Below are 18,028 nucleotides of genomic sequence, written 5' to 3'. Positions count from 1 at the left end.
GTGTGCCTCCATCGTGTTCAGCTCCTTTGGGGTACGGAGGTTGCGCGGTGCACGAGGCCGAGCACGAGTCCCGCTGCCGGCTCCACGGCGTCCGCGACCGGCGGGGTCAGGCCCATGCCCTCGTCCGTGTTCTGTGGCTGGCACCCGACGACGTAGACCTCGTCGGGAAGGGTGCCGCCCGCGCCCGCGTGCAGGTCGTGCAGCAGGCCCAGCACGGTGGCGGGATCCATGGCGTGGGTGTCGAGCGGCCCTGGTTCGCGTGCCTGAGGCGGCTCGGGGCCGACGTCGATCGTGTAGAGCGTGCCGGGTGCGCCGCCCCGGTCGACGATGTCGACGAGGACGAGCGTGCGATAACCCTCCAGCAGCCGGTAGGCGAGGTGCACACCGCGGATACCGGCGTCCATCAGCTCGACGCCGGGCGGCAGTCGGGAGGGGTCGCGGCCGAGCCACCGGACGGTCTCCACACCGAATCCGTCGTCCTGGAGGAAGACGTTGCCCACTCCGGCGACGAGGACACGGCGTGGTGTCTCCGTTGCGGTCATGGCTCCTCCTTCAGCGGGGCCACCTCGTCGGGCTTGAAGTAGAGGAAGCGGCCCTGTTGCCGGCGTACGTCGGTGCCCGGGTCGTCGTCGACGACGACCGCGAGGTGGGTCTCGCCGTCGAGGTCGCTGACCACCGCCTCGACGGTGGCGTGCCGGCCGAGGAGAAAGGCGTCCTGGGCGTCGGAGCGACGGGCGCCGGGGGTGAGCAGAACCCTGCTTCCCGCGCCCACGGCCTCGCCGTCGATGGTGACGGTGGCGGGCACGTCCATCGCGTCGGCGTCCTGCGCCGGGTCCCACCAGGGGTGTCCGGCGCCGTCGGGCAAGCTCAGCCCGGCCTCGGGCGCGGGCGCCCGGCCCGCCGGCTCCTCGCCCGTCACCTCGCGCAGTCCGCGGATCGCCCCGTGCAGCCGTTCCATCACCGCTTCCGGCATGGTGTCGACCAGGTCGATGACCTCGGACGCGCGGACGTCCGTGCCGCGGGCCTCGCGCTTCTCCTGATCGGTGAGGGCGGCGGTGCGCAGGGAGAGGATCTCGTCGATCTCGGTGGCGTCGTAGAGGGGTCCCGGGCTCTCGTCGGCGAGGACGGGGTGGTCCTCCAGAATGATCGGCGAGGAGAGCATGATGTCCTCCCGGCCGTCCGTGCCGGCCAGGACGGGCCAGGTGTGGTCGTTGTGGCAGTCGGCGACCGCCGGGCGTGCCCATTCGGGCGGGTCCGTCATCGAGAGGAAGCGCCCGCCGGGCACTCCGAGCAGCAGATGGGTGCCGATCATGCTGTGGGCGAGGGCCGCCTCCCGGCCGCCGCTCTCGGGACCGGCGTCCTCGGTGGTGTTGTGCACGGTCATCGTGAGCCGCGAGACCCGGTAGGGGCCGGGCAGTTCCTCGATCTGCGGGCGCAGTTCGCCGGACAGCCGCTCCCTGCGCCGGACGAGCCGGCCCAGCGTGGTGCCGTCCTCGTCCAGCACCGGTTCGTACGTGGTGGCGGGCGGCAGGTCGAACCGGACGGCGCGCGCGTGCGCCTGATCCTCCGTCAGTTCGATGAGGGGCGCATGGATGAGGACGCGTTCCTCGGCGCCCTCGTCCCAGGGCACGACGACCCGGTCCGCCAGCTCCAGTTCGGGCACCTCGGTGTAGGAGCCGTCCGGTCCGAGCCGTTCGACGGTGCGCCGCCGGACGTGCAGGAAGCGCAACTCCGCGTGCAGCCGCTCGCCGTCACGGGGCTCCAGGAGGCATTCGGTGCGCTGTACGGAGTGTTCGCCGCCGGTGACCGCCCAGGCGGGAGGCACCAGGACGCCGAACTGCCAGCGCATCCGGTTCTTGGCCGAGGAGGCACGGTACGGGTAGAGGACATAGCCCTCGAACAGGACGGCGTCCGCGACCGCGCGAGCCTGGTCGAAGGCGTCCTCGACGGGGTTCTTCATCTCAGTCGCCCCCCTTCGCACCGGCCGTGGCGAGCAGTTCCTGGAAGACCTGCTCCCACGACGACAGGGCACGCTGCGAGCGGTAGCGCCGGAGCGAATCGAGGCAGTCCTTGCGCAGCCTCAGCCATCCCGAGTTGGGGAAGTACTCCTCGATCATCTGCTGCCACACATCCACGGGCATCAGATAGCTCGACTCCTTGTGCCAGGGGATGGGTTCGGCGCGGAAACCGTTCCTGCCGGTGAAGACCGTGCCGGAGAAGAGGAACAGCAGCGGTATCTCGCCACGGGACAGGGCCCGGAAGTACGACGCGGAAGCGACCTCCGTGTCGTAGGTGCAGGGCACCGGAAGATCGATGTTCGTCGTGCCGGTGAAGCCGGGCACGGTGATGGAGGAGTGCGCGAACTGCATCGGCTTGAGGGTGCTGCTCCAGCGGCTCGGCTCGCCGAACAGGTCGCCCAGCATGCCCACTTCCTCCGGCTCGTACTGCCGGCGGACGGGCTCGATCCGGATCTGGCAGCGCAGCGCGATCGCATGGACGGGCTGATGGTCCGACTCCTCGATCCGCAGCCCGAACAGCAGGGTGGGGCTCGCTCCGAAGGGTTCGGGCCGCGCGCCGGTGCACTCGAAGTGGAGGTCGGTCATGGGGTGCCCCCCGGCTCCGGAGCGGGCTGAGGCTCCCTTTCACCGGCGGTGTGCTCGCGCCCGGGGCGGGCCTCCAGCGGACGGGCCGCCGCCGTGACGCGCCGGAAGAACTCGGCGAGGTCCTCACGGGCCTCGGCCCCGCCGTCGAAGCCCTTCCAGTGCAGCCGCATCCGGCCGACGAGCTCGTAGCACACGTCGACCGGCACGAGGGTGCAGGTGGCCGGGGAGCCGCGCTCCTGGTGCAGCAACAGCGCCTCCACATCGGGTTCGAGGAGTTCCGCGAGCCGGGTGCGCCCGAGAACGGCGTCCCAGGTCTCGGGGTCCAGCTCGCTCTCGGTGGCGCCCGCCGGGCTGGGGTAGAAGGCCGCCAGCCGGTCGAGGGAGGAGTTGCGGAAGAAGAAGGCGAGGCCGACGGGGATCTGGAGCCGGTTCCAGCCGGATTCGTCGAGCGTGAAGTCGGGGTCGGTCAGATACCGGTCGGGGACGGCCCGGAAACGGCCCTGCCCGGCACCGGGACGGGTGAAGAGCATGTGGCAGGGCATGCAGGCGCACTTCAGGGAACGCCGTGAGGTGTCCACCAGATGCCGGTGTTCCGACGCCAGCGGCTCCCCGCAGAGCTCGCAGCGCTCCCCCGGCGGCGGGGGCCGCCGGGTGAACTGCTTCAGTACGTCCGCGCTCATGGCCCCGCCCCCAGCAGCTCACCGGGCAGCGCGACCCGCACCGACCCGTCCTCCTCCAGGAGCGGTACCGGTTCCAGATGCCCGCGCTCGCCCCGCCCTGCCCGGCGTACGTCGAAGGTTGCGGCGCACCGGGCGCACCGCAGCAACTCCGCCTCCAGCAGCGCGTCGTGGAGGCTGCCGCCGCATCCGGGGCAGTGGTCGCGATAGGCGTACAGGTTGCCCGGCAGGCGGACGAGCAGCAGCGCGTGCCCCGCGACATCGATGACGCCGGTGTCGCGGTCGTGGACGGGAAGGGTCGGCCGGGCCACGGTGTGCCAGTGGGCCGGGTCCCCTTCTCCGTTGACGGACACGCGCCCGCCGTCGCCGGCGGGTGGCCCGTCCGGTGCGTCGTCAGGGCGGTGGGGCAGGATCTGGAGCAGCGGCTGCTCCTGGGGGGTGTCCTCGGCGACGCCCTCGACCTCGATCAGGGCGATCTCCGGCGCCAGCCGGGAGACCGCCTCCTCGATGGTCCAGCGCACGGTCTGGGTGGAGGAGGGACAGCCGTCGCAGCTGCCGCGCAGGCGGAGCCGCAGCGTGGGGCCCTCCGCCGGCGCCGTGTCGAGGCCCGCGACCTCGACGTCACCCGCGTGGGAGCCGAGATAGGGGCGGACCTTGTCGAGGGCCCGGCCCACCCGGGTCATGGTGTCCTCGGGATGCAGGTCGTGCAGGATCAGCAGATCACTGACGAGTTCGTCGGCCGTCAGCACCTCGATCGGGTCGGCCCCGCCCGGTGCCGCGCGCAGCAGGCGCACGGTCCGGGCGAGCCCCTCGCCGTAGAACTCCACGACGCAGCGCACCAGTTCGTCGGCCGTGTCGCGTACCTCGGGTCCTGCCTTGTCCCCCAGCTCGTCGAGCAGCGCGGCGATGCGCTCACCCGTGTCCTGTCCGGCCATCGGCAAGCCCCTCTCCTGAGGATCAGAAGGCCAGTCCGCTCAGTCCCGTCGGCAGATGGGTCTGCTCGACCGTCCGGCCTCCGCCGACGTACATGTGCACGCCGCACGGCAGACACGGGTCGAAGCTGCGGACGGCCCGCATGATGTCGATGCCCTTGAAGTTCTCCGGGGGGTTCTCCTCGAAGATCGGTGTGTTCTGCACCGCGTCCTCGTACGGGCCGGGGGTGCCGTAGACGTCACGGACGCTCCCGTTCCACGGGGTCGGCGGGTAGGGGTGGTAGTTCGCGATCTTGCCGTCCCTGATCACCATGTGGTGGGACAGCACACCGCGCACGGCCTCGGTGAATCCGCAGCCGATGGACTCGTCCGGCACGTCGAACTTCTCCCAGGTCTGGGTGCGTCCGGCGCGTACCTCCTCCATCGCCATCTCGGCGAAGTGGAGTGCCGAAGCGGCCGCGTAGGCCTGGAAGTAGGTGCGGGCCCGGTTGCGTTCGAGGGCGTTGCTCCACTCCGGGATCTTCCACTCCAGCGCCATCTCGGGCTTGGTCATGGTCCGGGGCAGATTGATCTCGACGCTGTGTCCGGTGGCCTTGACGTAGCCGTTGTCGACCAGGCCGGACAGGGCCGTGGACCACAGCCGTGCGATGGGGCCGCCGCCGGTGTCCAGGGCGAGGTGGTCCTTGCCGTCGAACCAGCGCGGCGACATGACCCAGCTGTACTTGTCGTCGAAGTCGCGCTTCTGCGGGGCGGGAATCGTGTGCTGGTTCCACGGGTGGCGCTCGTCGACGGGGTTGCCCAGCGGGTCGCGTTCGACGAACTTCTCCATGCCCGCCCAGTCCTCGTAGTACGAACTGCCGAGCAGGATCCGGATGCCGAGGTTGATATCGACGAGGTTGTTGGTGACCAGCTTGCCGTCCACGACCACACCGGGGGTGACGAACATCCGCCGGCCCCACTCGGCCATGTTGGCGTAGGTGAAGTCGCAGTACTCCGGGTCGTTGAGCGCACCCCAGCAGCCGAGCAGGACACGGCGCCTGCCGACCTCCTCGTATCCGGGCAGCGCCTCGTAGAAGAAGTCGAAGAGGTCGTCGTGGAGCGGGACGACCCGCTTCATGAACTCCACGTAGCGCGTGAGCCGGGTCAGATAGTCGGTGAAGAGCTGGATGGTCGCTACGGTGCCGACGCCTCCGGGGTACAGCGTGGAGGGGTGCACATGGCGGCCCTCCATCAGGCAGAACATCTCCCGTGTGTAGCGGCTGACCTGGAGGGCCTCGCGGTAGAACTCACCCTCCAAGGGGTTCAGCGACCGCATGATGTCGGCGATGGTGCGGTAGCCGTGGTCGCCGGCGTGCGGTGCTTCCGTACGCTCGGCGAGTTCGAGCACGCCCGGGTTGGTCTCGCGGACCATCTTTTCGCAGTAGTCCACACCGACCAGGTTCTCCTGGAAGATGTTGTGGTCGAACATGTACTCCGCGGCCTCGCCGAGGTTCATGATCCACTCACCGAGGTGCGGCGGCGCCACTCCGTAGGCCATGTTCTGCGCGTACACCGAGCAGGTGGCGTGGTTGTCGCCGCAGATGCCGCAGATCCTGCTGGTGATGAAGTGCGCGTCCCTCGGGTCCTTGCCGCGCATGAACACGCTGTACCCGCGGAAGATGGACGAGGTGCTGTAGCACTCCGCGACGCGTTTCGCGGCGAAGTCGATCTTTGTGTGGATACCCAGGCTGCCCACGATGCGGGTGATCGGGTCCCACGACATCTCCATGAGGCCGTCGCCGTCACCGGCGGGCTTGTTCGTCGCCGTCGCCATGGTGCGCGCCACCTTCCTGTTGAGTGTCCGGCTCAGCGGGGAACTCGGGTCACCACGGCGGCCGGTAGCCGGTCTTGAGCGTCTCGCTCTTGGTGCGCCACTTCGGTTCCTTGTCGACGGTCCTCGCGGTGATGCCCCGCAGCCGTCGGATCACCGTGCCGTACATGCCGCTCGCCGCCGTCGACACATGGCCGCCCGGTGGCTCGTCCATGAAGGGCATGAACTTGTCCGGGAAGCCCGGCATGGTGCAGGCGATGCAGATGCCACCGACGTTGGGGCAGCCGCCCACTCCGTTGATCCAGCCGCGCTTGGGCACGTTGCACTTGACCACCGGGCCCCAGCAGCCGAGCTTGACCAGGCACTGGGGGGATCCGTACTCCTCGGCGAACTGGCCCTGCTCGTAGTAGCCGGCACGGTCGCAGCCCTCGTGGACGGTCGCGCCGAACAGCCAGGTCGGCCGCAGCTCCTCGTCCAGGGGGATCATGGGGGCGGCGCCCGCCGCCTGGTAGAGCAGATACAGCAGCGTCTCGGAGGCGTTGTCGGGGTGGACCGGGCAGCCGGGGATGCACACGATCGGGATGCCCGCCTGGGACTTCCATTCCCAGCCGAGATAGTCCGGCACGCCCATCGCACCCGTCGGGTTGCCGGCCATGGCGTGGATGCCGCCGTAGGTGGCGCAGGTGCCGATGGCGACCACGGCCAGGGCCTTGGGGGTGAGCCGGTCGAGCCACTCGCTGGTGGTGATCGGCTGGCCCGTCTCGGGGTCGTCACCGAAGCCGCACCAGTAGCCCTCGGGCTTGATGCGCTCGTTCGGGATCGAGCCCTCGACGATCAGGACGAACGGGTCCAGCTCACCGCGCTCGGCCTTGAAGAACCACTCGATGAAGTTGTCGGCGCCCTGGACGGGGCCGCACTCGAAGTCGATGAGCGGCCAGTGGACGGCCACCTTGGGCAGTCCGGGCAGGGCACCCAGCGCCAGCTCCTCGATCGTCGGCTGGGTCGCGGCGGTCAACGCCACCGAGTCCCCGTCGCAACTCAGGCCCGCGTTGATCCAGAGAATGTGTACGGTCGGGTCCTCCTGGGGTTCTTCCAAAAGGTCCGTGTCGGCCGTCGTGGCGGTCGGGGCGTCCATGAGCCCTCCTCGGGATCAGCCCTGGTCCAGGCACCTGATCAGCAGCCTCTGATTCCTGGATACGCGCCCACTTCCCACGGGGTAAGTGCACAGCGGCCCTATTGCCGCCGTGCACTGCCTCCTGCCAGGCGACACCCGGAAAAGTGCCGCCCGGCAGGTGGCGGCCCGGCAGCAGGCGGCAGGTGGCGGGCCCGGCAGCAGGCGGCAACCGGCAGGTGGTCGGCCGCGGCAGCAGACATACGCGGCCGGCCGTCGGCTCAGGCCCGGCCCGGTCCGGCGCGTGCGGTCGGCCGCTCGCGCAGCCCGATCAGGCGGCCCGGCCCGCTCAGCCGGCCGGCCGGCCGGGCCCCCTCAGTCCTGTGCGCCTGTTCGCCTGTCTGCCGAGGAGCTCAGCCTTCTTCACCGAGGAAATCGGACACCAGATCGGCGAACTCCTCCGGCGAGACGATCCGCGTGCCCAGCTTCTCCGCCTTGTCCCGCTTGGAACCCGCGCCCTCACCCGCGACCAGGAGCGAGGTCCGCCCGGAGACGCTGGACGAGGACCGGCCGCCGGCCCGCTCGACGAGCTCGTTCATCTGGTTGCGGGACAGCTTCTCCAGCGGGCCCGTCATGGCACCCGTCACCACCACGGCCATGCCGTCGAGCGGACGGGCTTGCGAGGCAGGCCCGCTGCCGTCCGCGGACTCTTCGCCGCCCGCGTCCGCGTCCTCGCCGACGGCCGGCGGGACCGCACCCGGCTCCGTCATGTTGACCCCCGCGGCGATGAGCTTGTCGATCAGCGGAGACAGCTCCTCGATCTCGGCGACGACGACCGCCGCCTTCTCCACCCCGATGCCGTCGACCTGCTGAAGCGCGTCGGGTCCCGCCGCGCGTATGTGCTCCATGGCCGCGAAGTGCCGGGCGATCCGACGCGACATCGAGCGCCCGGTGCCGCGCACGCCGAGGGCGCAGAACACTCTCGACAGGGGCCGGGACCTGGCCGTCTCGATGGCCGCCAGGAGGTTGTCCGTACTGGTCTCGCCCATCCGCTCCAGACCGAGCAGCTGCTCACGGGTGAGCGTGAACAGGTCGGCGATGTCGCCCACCAGGCCCGCCTCGACCAGCTGGACGACCCGGGTGTCGCCGAGTCCCTCGATATCGAGCTGGTCGCGCCCCGCGGCGTACGAGACGGAGGCCACCAGCCGGCAGTCGCGTCCGCGCACACAGCGCCAGCGCTGCTCGGAGGTGTCGATGCCGGAACCGCACTGCGGGCAGACCTCGGGAAAGACGATCGCCTTCTCATCGCCGGTCCGCAGATGGACGACCGGCGCCTCGATCCGGGGAATGATGTCGCCGGCCTTGTAGACCATGACGCGGTCACCCAGGCGCAGGTCACGGCGGGTGATGTCGGCGGGGTTGTGCAGCGTGGCGTAGGTGACGGTCGTGCCGTCGATCTCCACCGGCTCCAGGACGGCGCGGGGTGCAAGCGTCCCGGTCCGCCCTACGTTCCACTCGACGTCCAGCAGGGTGGTGACCTTCTCCACGGCGGGGAGCTTGTAGGCGATGGCCCAGCGCGGGGCTCGCGAGCCGGATCCGGCCGCGGCCTGGTCGGCCGCCCGGTCGGCCTTGATGACGATGCCGTCGATCCCGAACGGCAGATCCGCGCGCAGGGCGGCGATCTCCTCGATCCTCGCCATGATCTCGTCGGCCGTCGTCAGGGTGCGTGGGGCGACGGCGGTGTCCTCCGCGGTGTGCACACCCAGCGAGGCGACATGGGACATGAGGGTGCTGTGGGGCCACTGCGCGAGCTGGTCGGCGAGGTCGGTGCCGGTCCCGGACATCGGCATCGCCCCGTAGCCGAAGAAGGTCATCTCGACGCGGTAGGCCCGGTCCCGGGCGCGCAGGGTGCCGGCAGCGCCGTTGCGCGGGTTGGCGAAGGGGGCGCCGCCATGGGCCGTACGCACGGTGTTGGCCGCTTCGAACTGCTCGTTGGTCATCAGTACCTCACCGCGCACCTCGAGGGTGACCGGCTCGGCGAGCTGGTCGGGCAGGCCGGTGATCGTGCCGATCGCATGCGAGACGTCCTCGCCCGCGGTGCCGTCGCCGCGGGTGATCAGCCGGACAAGCCTGCCCTCCTCGTAGCGCGCGGCCACCGCGAGGCCGTCCAGCTTCGGCTCGACGCTCCACTGCTCGACGGGTCTGCCGATGCGCCGCTCCACCGACGCGGTCCAGGACGCCAGCTGCTCGGCGGAGAAGACGTTGTCCAGCGACAGCATCGGCACGGTGTGCGGCACGTCCCCCACGGCCGCACCGCCCGCCACCTTGCCCGTCGGCGAGGACGCCGAGACCTCCTCGGGATGCGCCTCCTCGTAGGCGGCTATCCCGCGGGCGAGCCGGTCGTACGCGTCGTCGTCGAGGGTGCTCTCCCCCGTCGCGTAGTACGCGGCGGCGGCGCGGGAGGCGGTTTCGACCGCCTCCGCGTAGGCGGAGGAGTCGGCGATCGATGCGGCCGCGGCAGGGGCGGCGGGTGAGGTCGTCGTCATGTGTCCATCCTGCCGCCCACCACTGACAACGCCCCCTCGCGAAGTCTGCGACCGGATCAACACGCCGAGTGACAAAAGGAGTTGCCGTCGGGCGGCCGTCGCACCAGGCTGAACGGCATGCTGTCCGACCTGACCCACGAGCTCATCGGTTCTCCGCTGATACTCGCCGTCGCCCTGCTCGCGGTCTTCCTCGACGCGCTGGTGCCGGTGATGCCGAGCGGCACGCTCGTGCTGGCCGCCTCTCTGTGGGCGACCACCCAGGAGGTCGGTCTGCTGGCCGTCGCGGTGCCGGTGGCGGCCGCTTCGGTGCTCGGGGACCTGCTCGTGGTGACGCTGGCACGCAGCCGCCCGCTGAGACGTCCGGCCCTGACATCCGCGGCGGCCAGGATGGGGAAGGCGCTCACCGGCCGGCTGGGGCGTACGACGGTGGCCGCCCGCTTCGTGCCGGGCGGCCGCACCGTGCTGGCGGTCGCCGTGGGCACCACGGGGGTGTCACGGCGTCGCCATCTGTTCTGGTCGGTGGTGGGAGGGGTGCTGTGGGCCGGCTATCTCACCGGCCTGGGACGGCTCAACAGTCTCTGGTTCGATGCTTCCTGGCTGGGTTTCGCCGTCTCGGTCGCGGCCACGGTCGTCATGGGCGCGTGCCTGGCACGCGCGCTGTCAGTAGGGAAGCACCCGGCCCGACGGGGTGCGCAGGTCCAGCTCTCGGGCGGGCCTCTGCGGAGCGGGCTTTCGGATACGGATCTGAGCGGCCTTGGCCATCGGACTCACCCTCTCAAGCCGCAACGGCTTCGTACGCGTCGGACCGTTGAGGAGAAGATTCCACCTGTGACTGGTGCGTACACATGGTGGACCTCCAACTTGTGGCGCGTGCGGCGACTTTGCCGCATGCTCTCTCCATCGGTTAGACCCCTGCTGCCCCCTGAACTCATCGCTCAACCCCCGGCCGGACCATCCCATTGCCCGGCCTGTGGCATATGACAGAGGCACCACCGTATCGAGTGTTGCCAAATCCCTTACGGGCCATCGCTCCCTGTGCAACAGTCGTAACTGGTCCATTGTTCAGACCGTGTTTCAGACTGGCCGTGGCCACGCCTGTATCGGAGTACGTCATGCCCTCCCATGTGTTCGCGGACCGTGCCGCACCACAGCCGCCGGAGCGTGGCGCCGTCGATGCTCTGATCACCCGGACGCGCCGGCTGCGCGGTGACGTGGACGCCGTACGCCGCGACGCCGTGCTGGAGGAGGACGATCCCCAGGGCCGCTGGCAGCGGGCGCTGTGCGACCTCGCCGTCCATCACTTGGACGACCTCGGCGCCCATCTGGGACAGCTGAAGGAAGGCCTGCCCGCGGAGTCCCTCGGTCTCTTCGAGGACGAACTCGCGGAGTACGAGGCCGACAGCGCGCAGAGCACCGGATCGCTCCTCAGCCGGGTCGGCAGCGCCGAGTGGAACCTCCTCACCGACGAGGTGAGCTGGTCCGACGAGCTCTATCAGATCCTCGGACGCTCCCCGCAGAGCGGTCCCATGACCCTGGACGAGCTGCCGTCGATCGTGTTCGCGGATGACCAGGCCCTGCTCACCTCGATGGTGACGGACTGTCTGGTCGACGGGCGCCCGATCGACGGCGAGTTCCGCATGGTCCGCGCCGACGGCCGCGTCCGTACGGTGCACATGATGGGCGAGCCCGTCCTCGACTCCGACGGGTCCACCGCCTCCATGTGGGCGGTCCTCAGGGACGTGAGCGAGCTGCGCCGCAGCGAGCGCGCGCTGCGCGAGAGCCGCGACCACGCACAGCGCAAACAGCACTTCGAGCAGACCGAGCGCCGGCTCGCGGTCGAACTCCAGGAAGCGGTGCTTCCGCCGTGGCGGGGTTCGCTCCAGTTCCCGCTCGACGGCCCCGCCGAACTCGACGTCGCCGCGCACTATCTGCCGTCCGCCAACAGCGCCCTGATCGGCGGTGACTGGTACGACGCCCTGCAACTGCCCCATGGCGGGTCGCTGTTGAGCGTCGGCGACCTCACGGGGCACGGCGTGAGCGCGACATCGGCCATGGCGATGCTGCTCGGTGCGCTGCGCGGCATGGCCGTCGCGGGTATCGAACCCGGACCGCTGATGGCGCACCTCAACCAGTTGCTGGAGACCTCCGTCCAGCCGGCCCTGGGCAGTGCGGTGTGCTGTCGCTTCGACCCGGCGAACCGCACCCTCTCCTGGGCGCAGGCGGGACACCCCGCCCCGCTGCTGTTCCGCAACGGGACGGGGCAGGTCCTCACACCCCCCGAGGGTGTGCTGCTCGGTGCCACCTCCGGCGCCACGTACGAGCAGGCCGAAGTACCCCTGCTCGCCGGTGACCTGTTGCTGCTGCACACGGACGGTCTGACGCGCACCAGCGCCGCAGGGGACAGCGACACCGGCCGGCTGCTGGCACTGGCGCCACGATTCGCCGCGGCCCGGGACGCGCAGGAGTGCGTACGGGCAGTCCTCGAGGTGTTCGGTGAAGGCGGCCGTGAGGACGACGCCTGCGTGATGGTGGTGAAGATCGGCGCCTAGGAGGCATCCGGTCCACCGGGCCCGACCGCACGGGGGTGCTGTGCACGGGCGCGAGCGTCCTGGGTATGAGCACGTGGGTCCGGGGTGTGGGCACGTGGGTCCCGGGCGCGGGTCGGATATCGGTGCACTCGGCGCGCTCGGCGCACTGCGCGCCTAGATGTCGGTGCTCCTCGCCTTCTTCGACGGGCCCGTGGGCAGGGCCTGCTGGATCTCCTGGCGCAGGTCCTCGATCCTGGCGTAGCCCGAGTACTGCCCGGTGAGCCGGTACATCTCCCGCAGCCGGTCCCACGTCCGGTGCGACGAGGTCTCTCCTATCGAGACGAGCGCCAGCCGTGCATAGCGGTCGGCCTGCTCGGGATCGTCCGCGATGAAACAGGCCGAGGCCAGGGAGATGTAGTCGAAGATCTTCGACCGCTGCCGTCCGCCCTCACGCAGTTGCAGCGCCTGCCGTGCGTGGTTCTGCGCGATGTTCGCGGCCGACGGGTCGTGCTCGGCCAGCGTGCGGTAGGCGAGCGCCTCCATGCCGTGCAGATCCGCCTCGTCGAACATCTGCATCCAACTGGGCGCCGGCACATCTCCCTTGTCGGAGACGAACAGGTCCTCGGCCTCACCGAGGGTGCGGCGCATGGCCTGACCGCGGCCCATGGAAGCCTGTGCCCAGGCCTCGATGGTGTGCAGCATCGCCCGGGTACGCGGCAGGGTCTGTTCACCCGAGCCGGTCTTGGCGAGCTTCATCAGGTCGAGTGCGTCGTCGGGACGGCCCAGATGGACCATCTGCCGGGCGGCACGGGAGAGCGCTTCGCCGGCCCGCGGGCGGTCGCCGCCCTCGCGTGCCGCGTGCGCGGCGATGACGAAGTACTTCTGGGCGGTGGGTTCGAGGCCGACGTCGTGCGACATCCAGCCGGCGAGTACGGCGAGGTTGGCGGCGACGCCCCACAGGCGCCGCTGGAGGTGGTCCGGGTGTCGGTAGGCGAGCATGCCGCCCACCTCGTTCAGCTGGCCCACCACGGCCTTGCGCTGGAGGCCGCCGCCACGGGCGGCGTCCCAGGCGCGGAACACTTCGACGGAACGTTCCAGAGCTTCGATCTCCTGCGATCCGATGGGCGCCGCCTCGTAGCGGTCGAACCCGACGGAGTCGGCTTGCAGGGCGTTCTCGAAATGTGGTGCGTTCTTGGCGAGTGCGGGGTCGGTGTGCAGCCAGTCGTGCATGGCGCTGCTGAGTGCGGAGCCTGCGGCGAGCGCGGCGCCCGCGCCCACCAAGCCGCGTCGGTTGAGCATGAGGTCCATTCCCGTGAATTCGGTGAGGACCGCCGCGGTGCGTTCGGGCGCCCACGGGAGGCCGTCAGGGTTGGTGTCACTTCCCTGCGCGTCCTTCCGCTTTCCTGCTCGCCCGCTTCGTACGAACCCGAGGTCCTCGATGGTCACGACACGACCGAGTCGCTCGGTGAACAGAGCTGCCAGCACGCGCGGCACGGGATCGCGCGGGGTCTCCCCCATGTCGATCCAGCGCCGCACCCGCGAGGTGTCGGTCGCCAGCTGCGGGTGGCCCATGGCCGCCGCCTGCCGGTTCACGAGTCTTGCGAGTTCCCCTTTGGACCAGCCGGCCAGGCGGAACAGGTCGCAGAGGCGGGTGTTGGGTTCTCCGGTCACGTCAAGCCCCCAGGTTCTCGGCTGAGTTGACAGTAACCCCCTGTCAGATGCGGGGCGACTATTCGCCAGGGTTCGCCAGGGTGCGCCAGATGGTGTGCCACCCGCGCTCTGGTGTGACGTAGGAACGCGCCACCCCGGCCCGGCAGCCGATCGCACTCCCCAGGGTGTTGACCGGCTGCCGGGGCGGGGCCGCGCACGCAAACTGTCGGCGCACGAAGGGATCTGTCACCCCCATGTACACAGCATCGTCCTCCGTGTCCGCCCCACACCGGCCGCAGCGCTCCGCCGTACCGGCCGGCTCCGGACCGTATCTCGACCCCACCAACGCCGGCCGGACTCGACGGCCGGTGGGGGCGGTCGGCCAACCCCTCAGCGGGAGAATCGACTTGTCCGGCCCTCAGGGCGCGCAGCTGCGCATGGCTGTCGCGTCGGTGCACCGCATCTGCCCGGAGTTCAATCCGGTCCAGGTGCTGCGCCGCAGCGGACGTTCGGTCCTGCTCGTCGGTACGACGGGGCGGATGACGGCGGTGGCCAAGTGTCTGCTCGACCACTCACCCGCATGGTCCGAACGGTTCCGGCACGAAATAGCTGCCTACCGCGCCTTCGTCCGGCACCGCCCACCGGTGCGGGTCCCGCGGCTGGTCGCCGCGGATCCCGACAACTGCACCCTGGTGATCGAGCGGATGCCGGGCCGGGCGGCGGCCCTCGCGCGACACCCGGCCGAGGCTCCGCCCCGTGCCGATGTGCGGGCCGCCCTCGGCGCGATCGCGCGGCTCAACACCTGGCGGCCGCCGGCCGGAATGTTCGACGCCCCCCTCGACTATGCGTCCCGTATCTCGCGCTATCACGAACTGGGTCTGTTCACCGACCGTGACCTCGGCGACCTCCAGAAGCTGCTGCACGGGCTGGCGCACGCCGGTGGCAAGCAGGGCATGGGCCAGTTCTGCCACGGCGACGCCTTACTGTCCAACATCCTGCTGTCGCCGACGGGGCCCGTGCTGGTCGACTGGGAGCACGCCGGCTGGTATCTGCCGGGGTACGACCTGGCCACCCTGTGGTCAGTACTCGGCGACGCTCCGGTGGCGAGGCGGCAGATCAGCCAGCTCGCCCAGCAGCAGGGGCCCGCGGCCCGGGACGCCTTCCTGGTGAATCTGATGCTGGTGCTGACCCGGGAGATCCGCACCTACGAGACAGCGGTGCAGCGCACGATGCGGGAGGCCGCTCCCGCGACGGGTGCCACCGCACCCGCCGCCGGCGGTCTGTCGGCCGGTGAGGAACAGCGACTGCTGCTCAGGCGGCTGCACGACGACTGCGCACTGGCCCGCCGGGCCGTGCGTGCGGCGGTCGGCACTCGCTGACCGGTCGCCACAGAGGGGGAAGTGCGCTGCGCGCCCAGTGCCGACACACTGGGCGCGCAGCGCGCTGTGCGGGCGATGTCCGGTGCCCCCGACGGCCCGTCAACCGTCCGGACGGCTCCGGGCCGAGCGGCCGTACACGCTCGCGCGGGGCACCCGGCGCACCACCTACGCACGGCGCGACGGATCACGATGCCCAAGTTCCCGCACGAGACCGCTTCGGTGCGGCTTCAGAGCGGTGATCCTCTGCTGCTGGACACCAACAGCGTCGTGGAACGACGGGGCGAGAACATCACCGAGGGCATGGACCGGCTCGCGCGCGCCTGACGGAGAACGCCGGCCGCTCCCCCGGTGAGCCGCTCGATCGGATCATCGCGGACTACACACGCTCGGCCCACGACGACGCCCGTCCGGCTCGCCGTTCAGGTGAACCGAGCCGCTCGCCGGGCCCGGGAACCGGGCGTCGCCGTGCCGTGGTCAATGTCCGTTCCGTGGAGGGGAATTGGCCCAGACCACTGACGCACCGCAGGCCCGCGGCCCCTCACCGCGAAACTCCCCGGAACCTGCGCTGACGTGCAAATTTCCTCCACCTGAGTGCGATTGACGGATCGTCCGGCAGCCGATACCCCTGTAGTCGAGACCGACCCCGCAGGCCCCGCCACGCACCATCCGCCCCTGGAGGCTGCCTTGCAACGTTCCGCCCCCGCGCGCCCGCGAAGCGCCCGCCGTCGCATGCTGAGGGCAGGGGGCGCGGTGGCGTCCGCAGCCCTGCTGCTGCCGCTGGTCTCGGCCGGCCCGTCCGCCACCGCCGAGCAGGGCGGATCCGGGTCGCTCCAGCGCGAGTTCGCCGCGGCCGCCGCGCAGTACCGCGTACCGCAGAGCGTGCTGCTCGGTGTGTCGTATCTGCAGTCCCGGTGGGACACGCACGGAGGCGCTGCGAGTGTCACCGGCGGCTACGGGCCGATGCATCTCACGGACGCCCGCACGGCGCTGGCCGAGGCTCCGCACCATTCCCACGGCAGCGAGGACCCGCGCGGCGACGACGCCCGTAAGCCCCTGCGGGCCGCCGGGACCGCGCTGCCGGATCCCGCTGAACTCCCTTCCCGGCTGCGGACGCTGGAGCGCGCGGCCGAGCTGTCGGGCTACAGCGCGGCGCAACTGCGGGACAACGCCGCGGCCAATGTGCGCGGCGGCGCGGCCCTCCTCGCCGACGCGCAGAAGAAGCTGGGCCGACCGCTGAGCGACCGGCCCTCCGACTGGTTCGGCGCCGTCGCCCGCTTCTCGGGCGCCGACGACACGGCGACCGCCGCGGTCTACGCGGGCGACGTCTTCGACGTGATCCGCACCGGCCAGTCCCGCACCACGGACAGCGGCGAGCATGTCTCCCTGGCGGCCGACCCGTCGGCGGTCACCGACGCCGGGCAGACGGCCCGGCTCGGGCTGCGCACGGCGGACGCAGGGAAGACCGAGTGTCCGCGGACCGTGGCCTGCGAGTGGATCCCGGCGCCGTACGAGGAGTTCGGCGAGGGCGAGTACGGCAACCACGACCTGGCGAACCGCCCTGCGTCGCAGTCGGTGAAGTACATCGTCGTCCATGACACCGAGGGTTCCTGGGACACCACCCTGAAGCTGGTGCAGGACCCGACGTATGTGTCGTGGCAGTACACCCTGCGGTCCTCCGACGGGCACATCGCCCAGCACGTGCCGCTCAAGGACGTCGCCTGGCACGCCGGCAACTGGTACGTGAACGCGAAGTCGGTGGGCCTGGAGCACGAGGGCTTCCTGGTCTCGCCGGACGCCTGGTACACGGAGGCGATGTACCGCACCTCGGCACGGCTGGTGCGGTATCTGGCGCAGCGGTACGACATCCCGCTGGACCGGCAGCACATTCTCGGGCACGACACGGTGCCGGGCACCACCCCCGCGACGATCGCCGGCATGCACACCGACCCCGGCCCGTACTGGGACTGGGCGCACTACTTCACGCTGCTGGGCCGTCCGTTCGTGCCGGGTGCCGGTCCCCGCAGCGACGTGGTGACCATCCGTCCCGACTACGTCCGCAACCAGCCTCTCTACACGGGCTGTGTGAAGCCCGCCGAGGCGTGCGCACCGCACGGCTCGGGTGCGGTCCGGCTGCACACCGCCCCGGCGGACGACGCGCCGCTGGTCAAGGACATCGGCCTGCGGCCCGGCGGGCAGGACTCGACCACCGGGGTCAACGACACGGGTGCGCGTGCCTCGACGGGCCAGCAGTACGCCGTGGCGGAGCGCCGCGGCGAGTGGACCGCCATCTGGTATCTCGGACAGAAGGCCTGGTTCCACAATCCGCACAGCCGGCCGACAGCTGTGGGCGCGCGGGAGGCCCTGCTGACCCCGAGGGCCGGCCTGGCGGAGATCCCGGTGTACGGGCGCGCCTATCCGGAGGCGGCCGCCTATCCCGAGGGTGTGCCGGTGCAGCCGGTGTCGCCGCTGCCGTACAAGCTGCTCGCCGGGCAGAAGTACGTGGTGGGCGACCGGGTCCCGGGTGAGTACCTGTACGCGACGACCTTCGATGTGGCGGGACATCGCGTCGTGCGGGGCAAGGAGCTGTACTACGAGATCCAGTTCGGGCACCGGGTGGCGTTCGTGAAGGCCGCGGATGTGCGCGTCCTGAGGTAGCCGGCGGGCGCCACCGGTCGAGGGGTCCGGTGGCGCACCGTCTCCTCTTTGTGAGCTTGTGTGACTAATGGGCCGTTGTGCGTGGGCCGTCCGAGGGACGGGTAGGGCTCGCCCGTCCACCCGGTCCGCGCTGGCGC

At 70.7% G+C, this 18,028-nt stretch carries 14 protein-coding genes; 5 read left to right on the top strand and 9 right to left on the bottom strand.

Annotated elements, in window-relative coordinates; all coding sequences use genetic code 11:
* Positions 1–17: 17 nt before the first annotated feature.
* The 8 genes from RPQ07_RS33910 to ligA form a co-directional block, all read right to left on the bottom strand.
* Positions 18–542 carry a hydrogenase maturation protease gene (locus tag RPQ07_RS33910; protein ID WP_313948070.1) on the bottom strand — a complete coding sequence of 175 codons (525 nt, stop codon included), beginning with the start codon at positions 540–542 and terminating at the stop codon, positions 18–20.
* On the bottom strand, positions 539–1,960 hold the full coding sequence (locus RPQ07_RS33905; RefSeq protein ID WP_313948069.1) for a hypothetical protein: 1,422 nt from the start codon (positions 1,958–1,960) through the stop codon (positions 539–541). Before RPQ07_RS33905 ends, RPQ07_RS33910 begins: the two co-directional genes overlap by 4 nt.
* Before the next feature lies 1 nt (position 1,961).
* Positions 1,962–2,603: a DUF6084 family protein gene (locus RPQ07_RS33900; protein WP_313948067.1), complete on the bottom strand. Its 642-nt coding sequence runs from the start codon at positions 2,601–2,603 to the stop codon at positions 1,962–1,964.
* Positions 2,600–3,283 (bottom strand): DUF5947 family protein, encoded by a 684-nt coding sequence (locus RPQ07_RS33895; RefSeq protein ID WP_313948066.1) that lies wholly within the window; start codon positions 3,281–3,283, stop codon positions 2,600–2,602. Before RPQ07_RS33895 ends, RPQ07_RS33900 begins: the two co-directional genes overlap by 4 nt.
* Positions 3,280–4,215, bottom strand: a complete 936-nt coding sequence (locus RPQ07_RS33890) for a NifU family protein (protein WP_313948065.1) — start codon at positions 4,213–4,215, stop codon at positions 3,280–3,282. The genes RPQ07_RS33895 and RPQ07_RS33890 overlap by 4 nt, the downstream gene beginning before the upstream one ends.
* 22 nt (positions 4,216–4,237) lie before the next feature.
* A complete protein-coding gene (locus RPQ07_RS33885) occupies positions 4,238–6,025 on the bottom strand; it encodes a nickel-dependent hydrogenase large subunit (RefSeq protein WP_313948064.1) in 1,788 nt (595 codons plus the stop codon).
* Positions 6,026–6,074: 49 nt separating this feature from the next.
* Entirely contained in the window at positions 6,075–7,157 is a 1,083-nt protein-coding gene (locus RPQ07_RS33880; RefSeq protein ID WP_313948063.1) for a hydrogenase expression protein HypE, read from the bottom strand.
* 389 nt (positions 7,158–7,546) lie between these two features.
* A complete protein-coding gene (gene ligA, locus RPQ07_RS33875; protein ID WP_313948062.1) occupies positions 7,547–9,679 on the bottom strand; it encodes an NAD-dependent DNA ligase LigA in 2,133 nt (710 codons plus the stop codon).
* A 117-nt stretch (positions 9,680–9,796) separates the two neighbouring features.
* On the opposite strand from ligA, the gene RPQ07_RS33870 reads away from it, so the two are divergent.
* Together RPQ07_RS33870 and RPQ07_RS33865 are read left to right on the top strand one after the other, a co-directional pair.
* Entirely contained in the window at positions 9,797–10,660 is an 864-nt protein-coding gene (locus RPQ07_RS33870; protein ID WP_313948061.1) for a hypothetical protein, read from the top strand.
* Between the two features lie 131 nt (positions 10,661–10,791).
* Entirely contained in the window at positions 10,792–12,228 is a 1,437-nt protein-coding gene (locus tag RPQ07_RS33865) for a PP2C family protein-serine/threonine phosphatase (RefSeq protein WP_313949117.1), read from the top strand.
* Between the two features lie 153 nt (positions 12,229–12,381).
* On the opposite strand, the gene RPQ07_RS33860 is transcribed toward RPQ07_RS33865, so the two are convergent.
* Positions 12,382–13,878 (bottom strand): hypothetical protein, encoded by a 1,497-nt coding sequence (locus RPQ07_RS33860; RefSeq protein WP_313948060.1) that lies wholly within the window; start codon positions 13,876–13,878, stop codon positions 12,382–12,384.
* A 233-nt stretch (positions 13,879–14,111) separates the two neighbouring features.
* On the opposite strand from RPQ07_RS33860, the gene RPQ07_RS33855 reads away from it, so the two are divergent.
* The 3 genes from RPQ07_RS33855 (at position 14,112) to RPQ07_RS33845 (ending at position 17,891) form a co-directional block, all read left to right on the top strand.
* On the top strand, positions 14,112–15,236 hold the full coding sequence (locus RPQ07_RS33855) for an aminoglycoside phosphotransferase family protein (RefSeq protein ID WP_313948059.1): 1,125 nt from the start codon (positions 14,112–14,114) through the stop codon (positions 15,234–15,236).
* Positions 15,237–15,425: 189 nt separating this feature from the next.
* Positions 15,426–15,560 (top strand): hypothetical protein, encoded by a 135-nt coding sequence (locus tag RPQ07_RS33850; protein WP_313948058.1) that lies wholly within the window; start codon positions 15,426–15,428, stop codon positions 15,558–15,560.
* Between the two features lie 405 nt (positions 15,561–15,965).
* On the top strand, positions 15,966–17,891 hold the full coding sequence (locus RPQ07_RS33845; protein WP_313948057.1) for a peptidoglycan recognition family protein: 1,926 nt from the start codon (positions 15,966–15,968) through the stop codon (positions 17,889–17,891).
* Positions 17,892–18,028: the final 137 nt, after the last annotated feature.

The sequence above is a fragment of the Streptomyces sp. AM8-1-1 genome (genome assembly GCF_032229325.1).
GTDB lineage: Bacteria > Actinomycetota > Actinomycetes > Streptomycetales > Streptomycetaceae > Streptomyces > Streptomyces achmelvichensis.
This window is presented reverse-complemented; position numbering and strand designations above follow the sequence as displayed.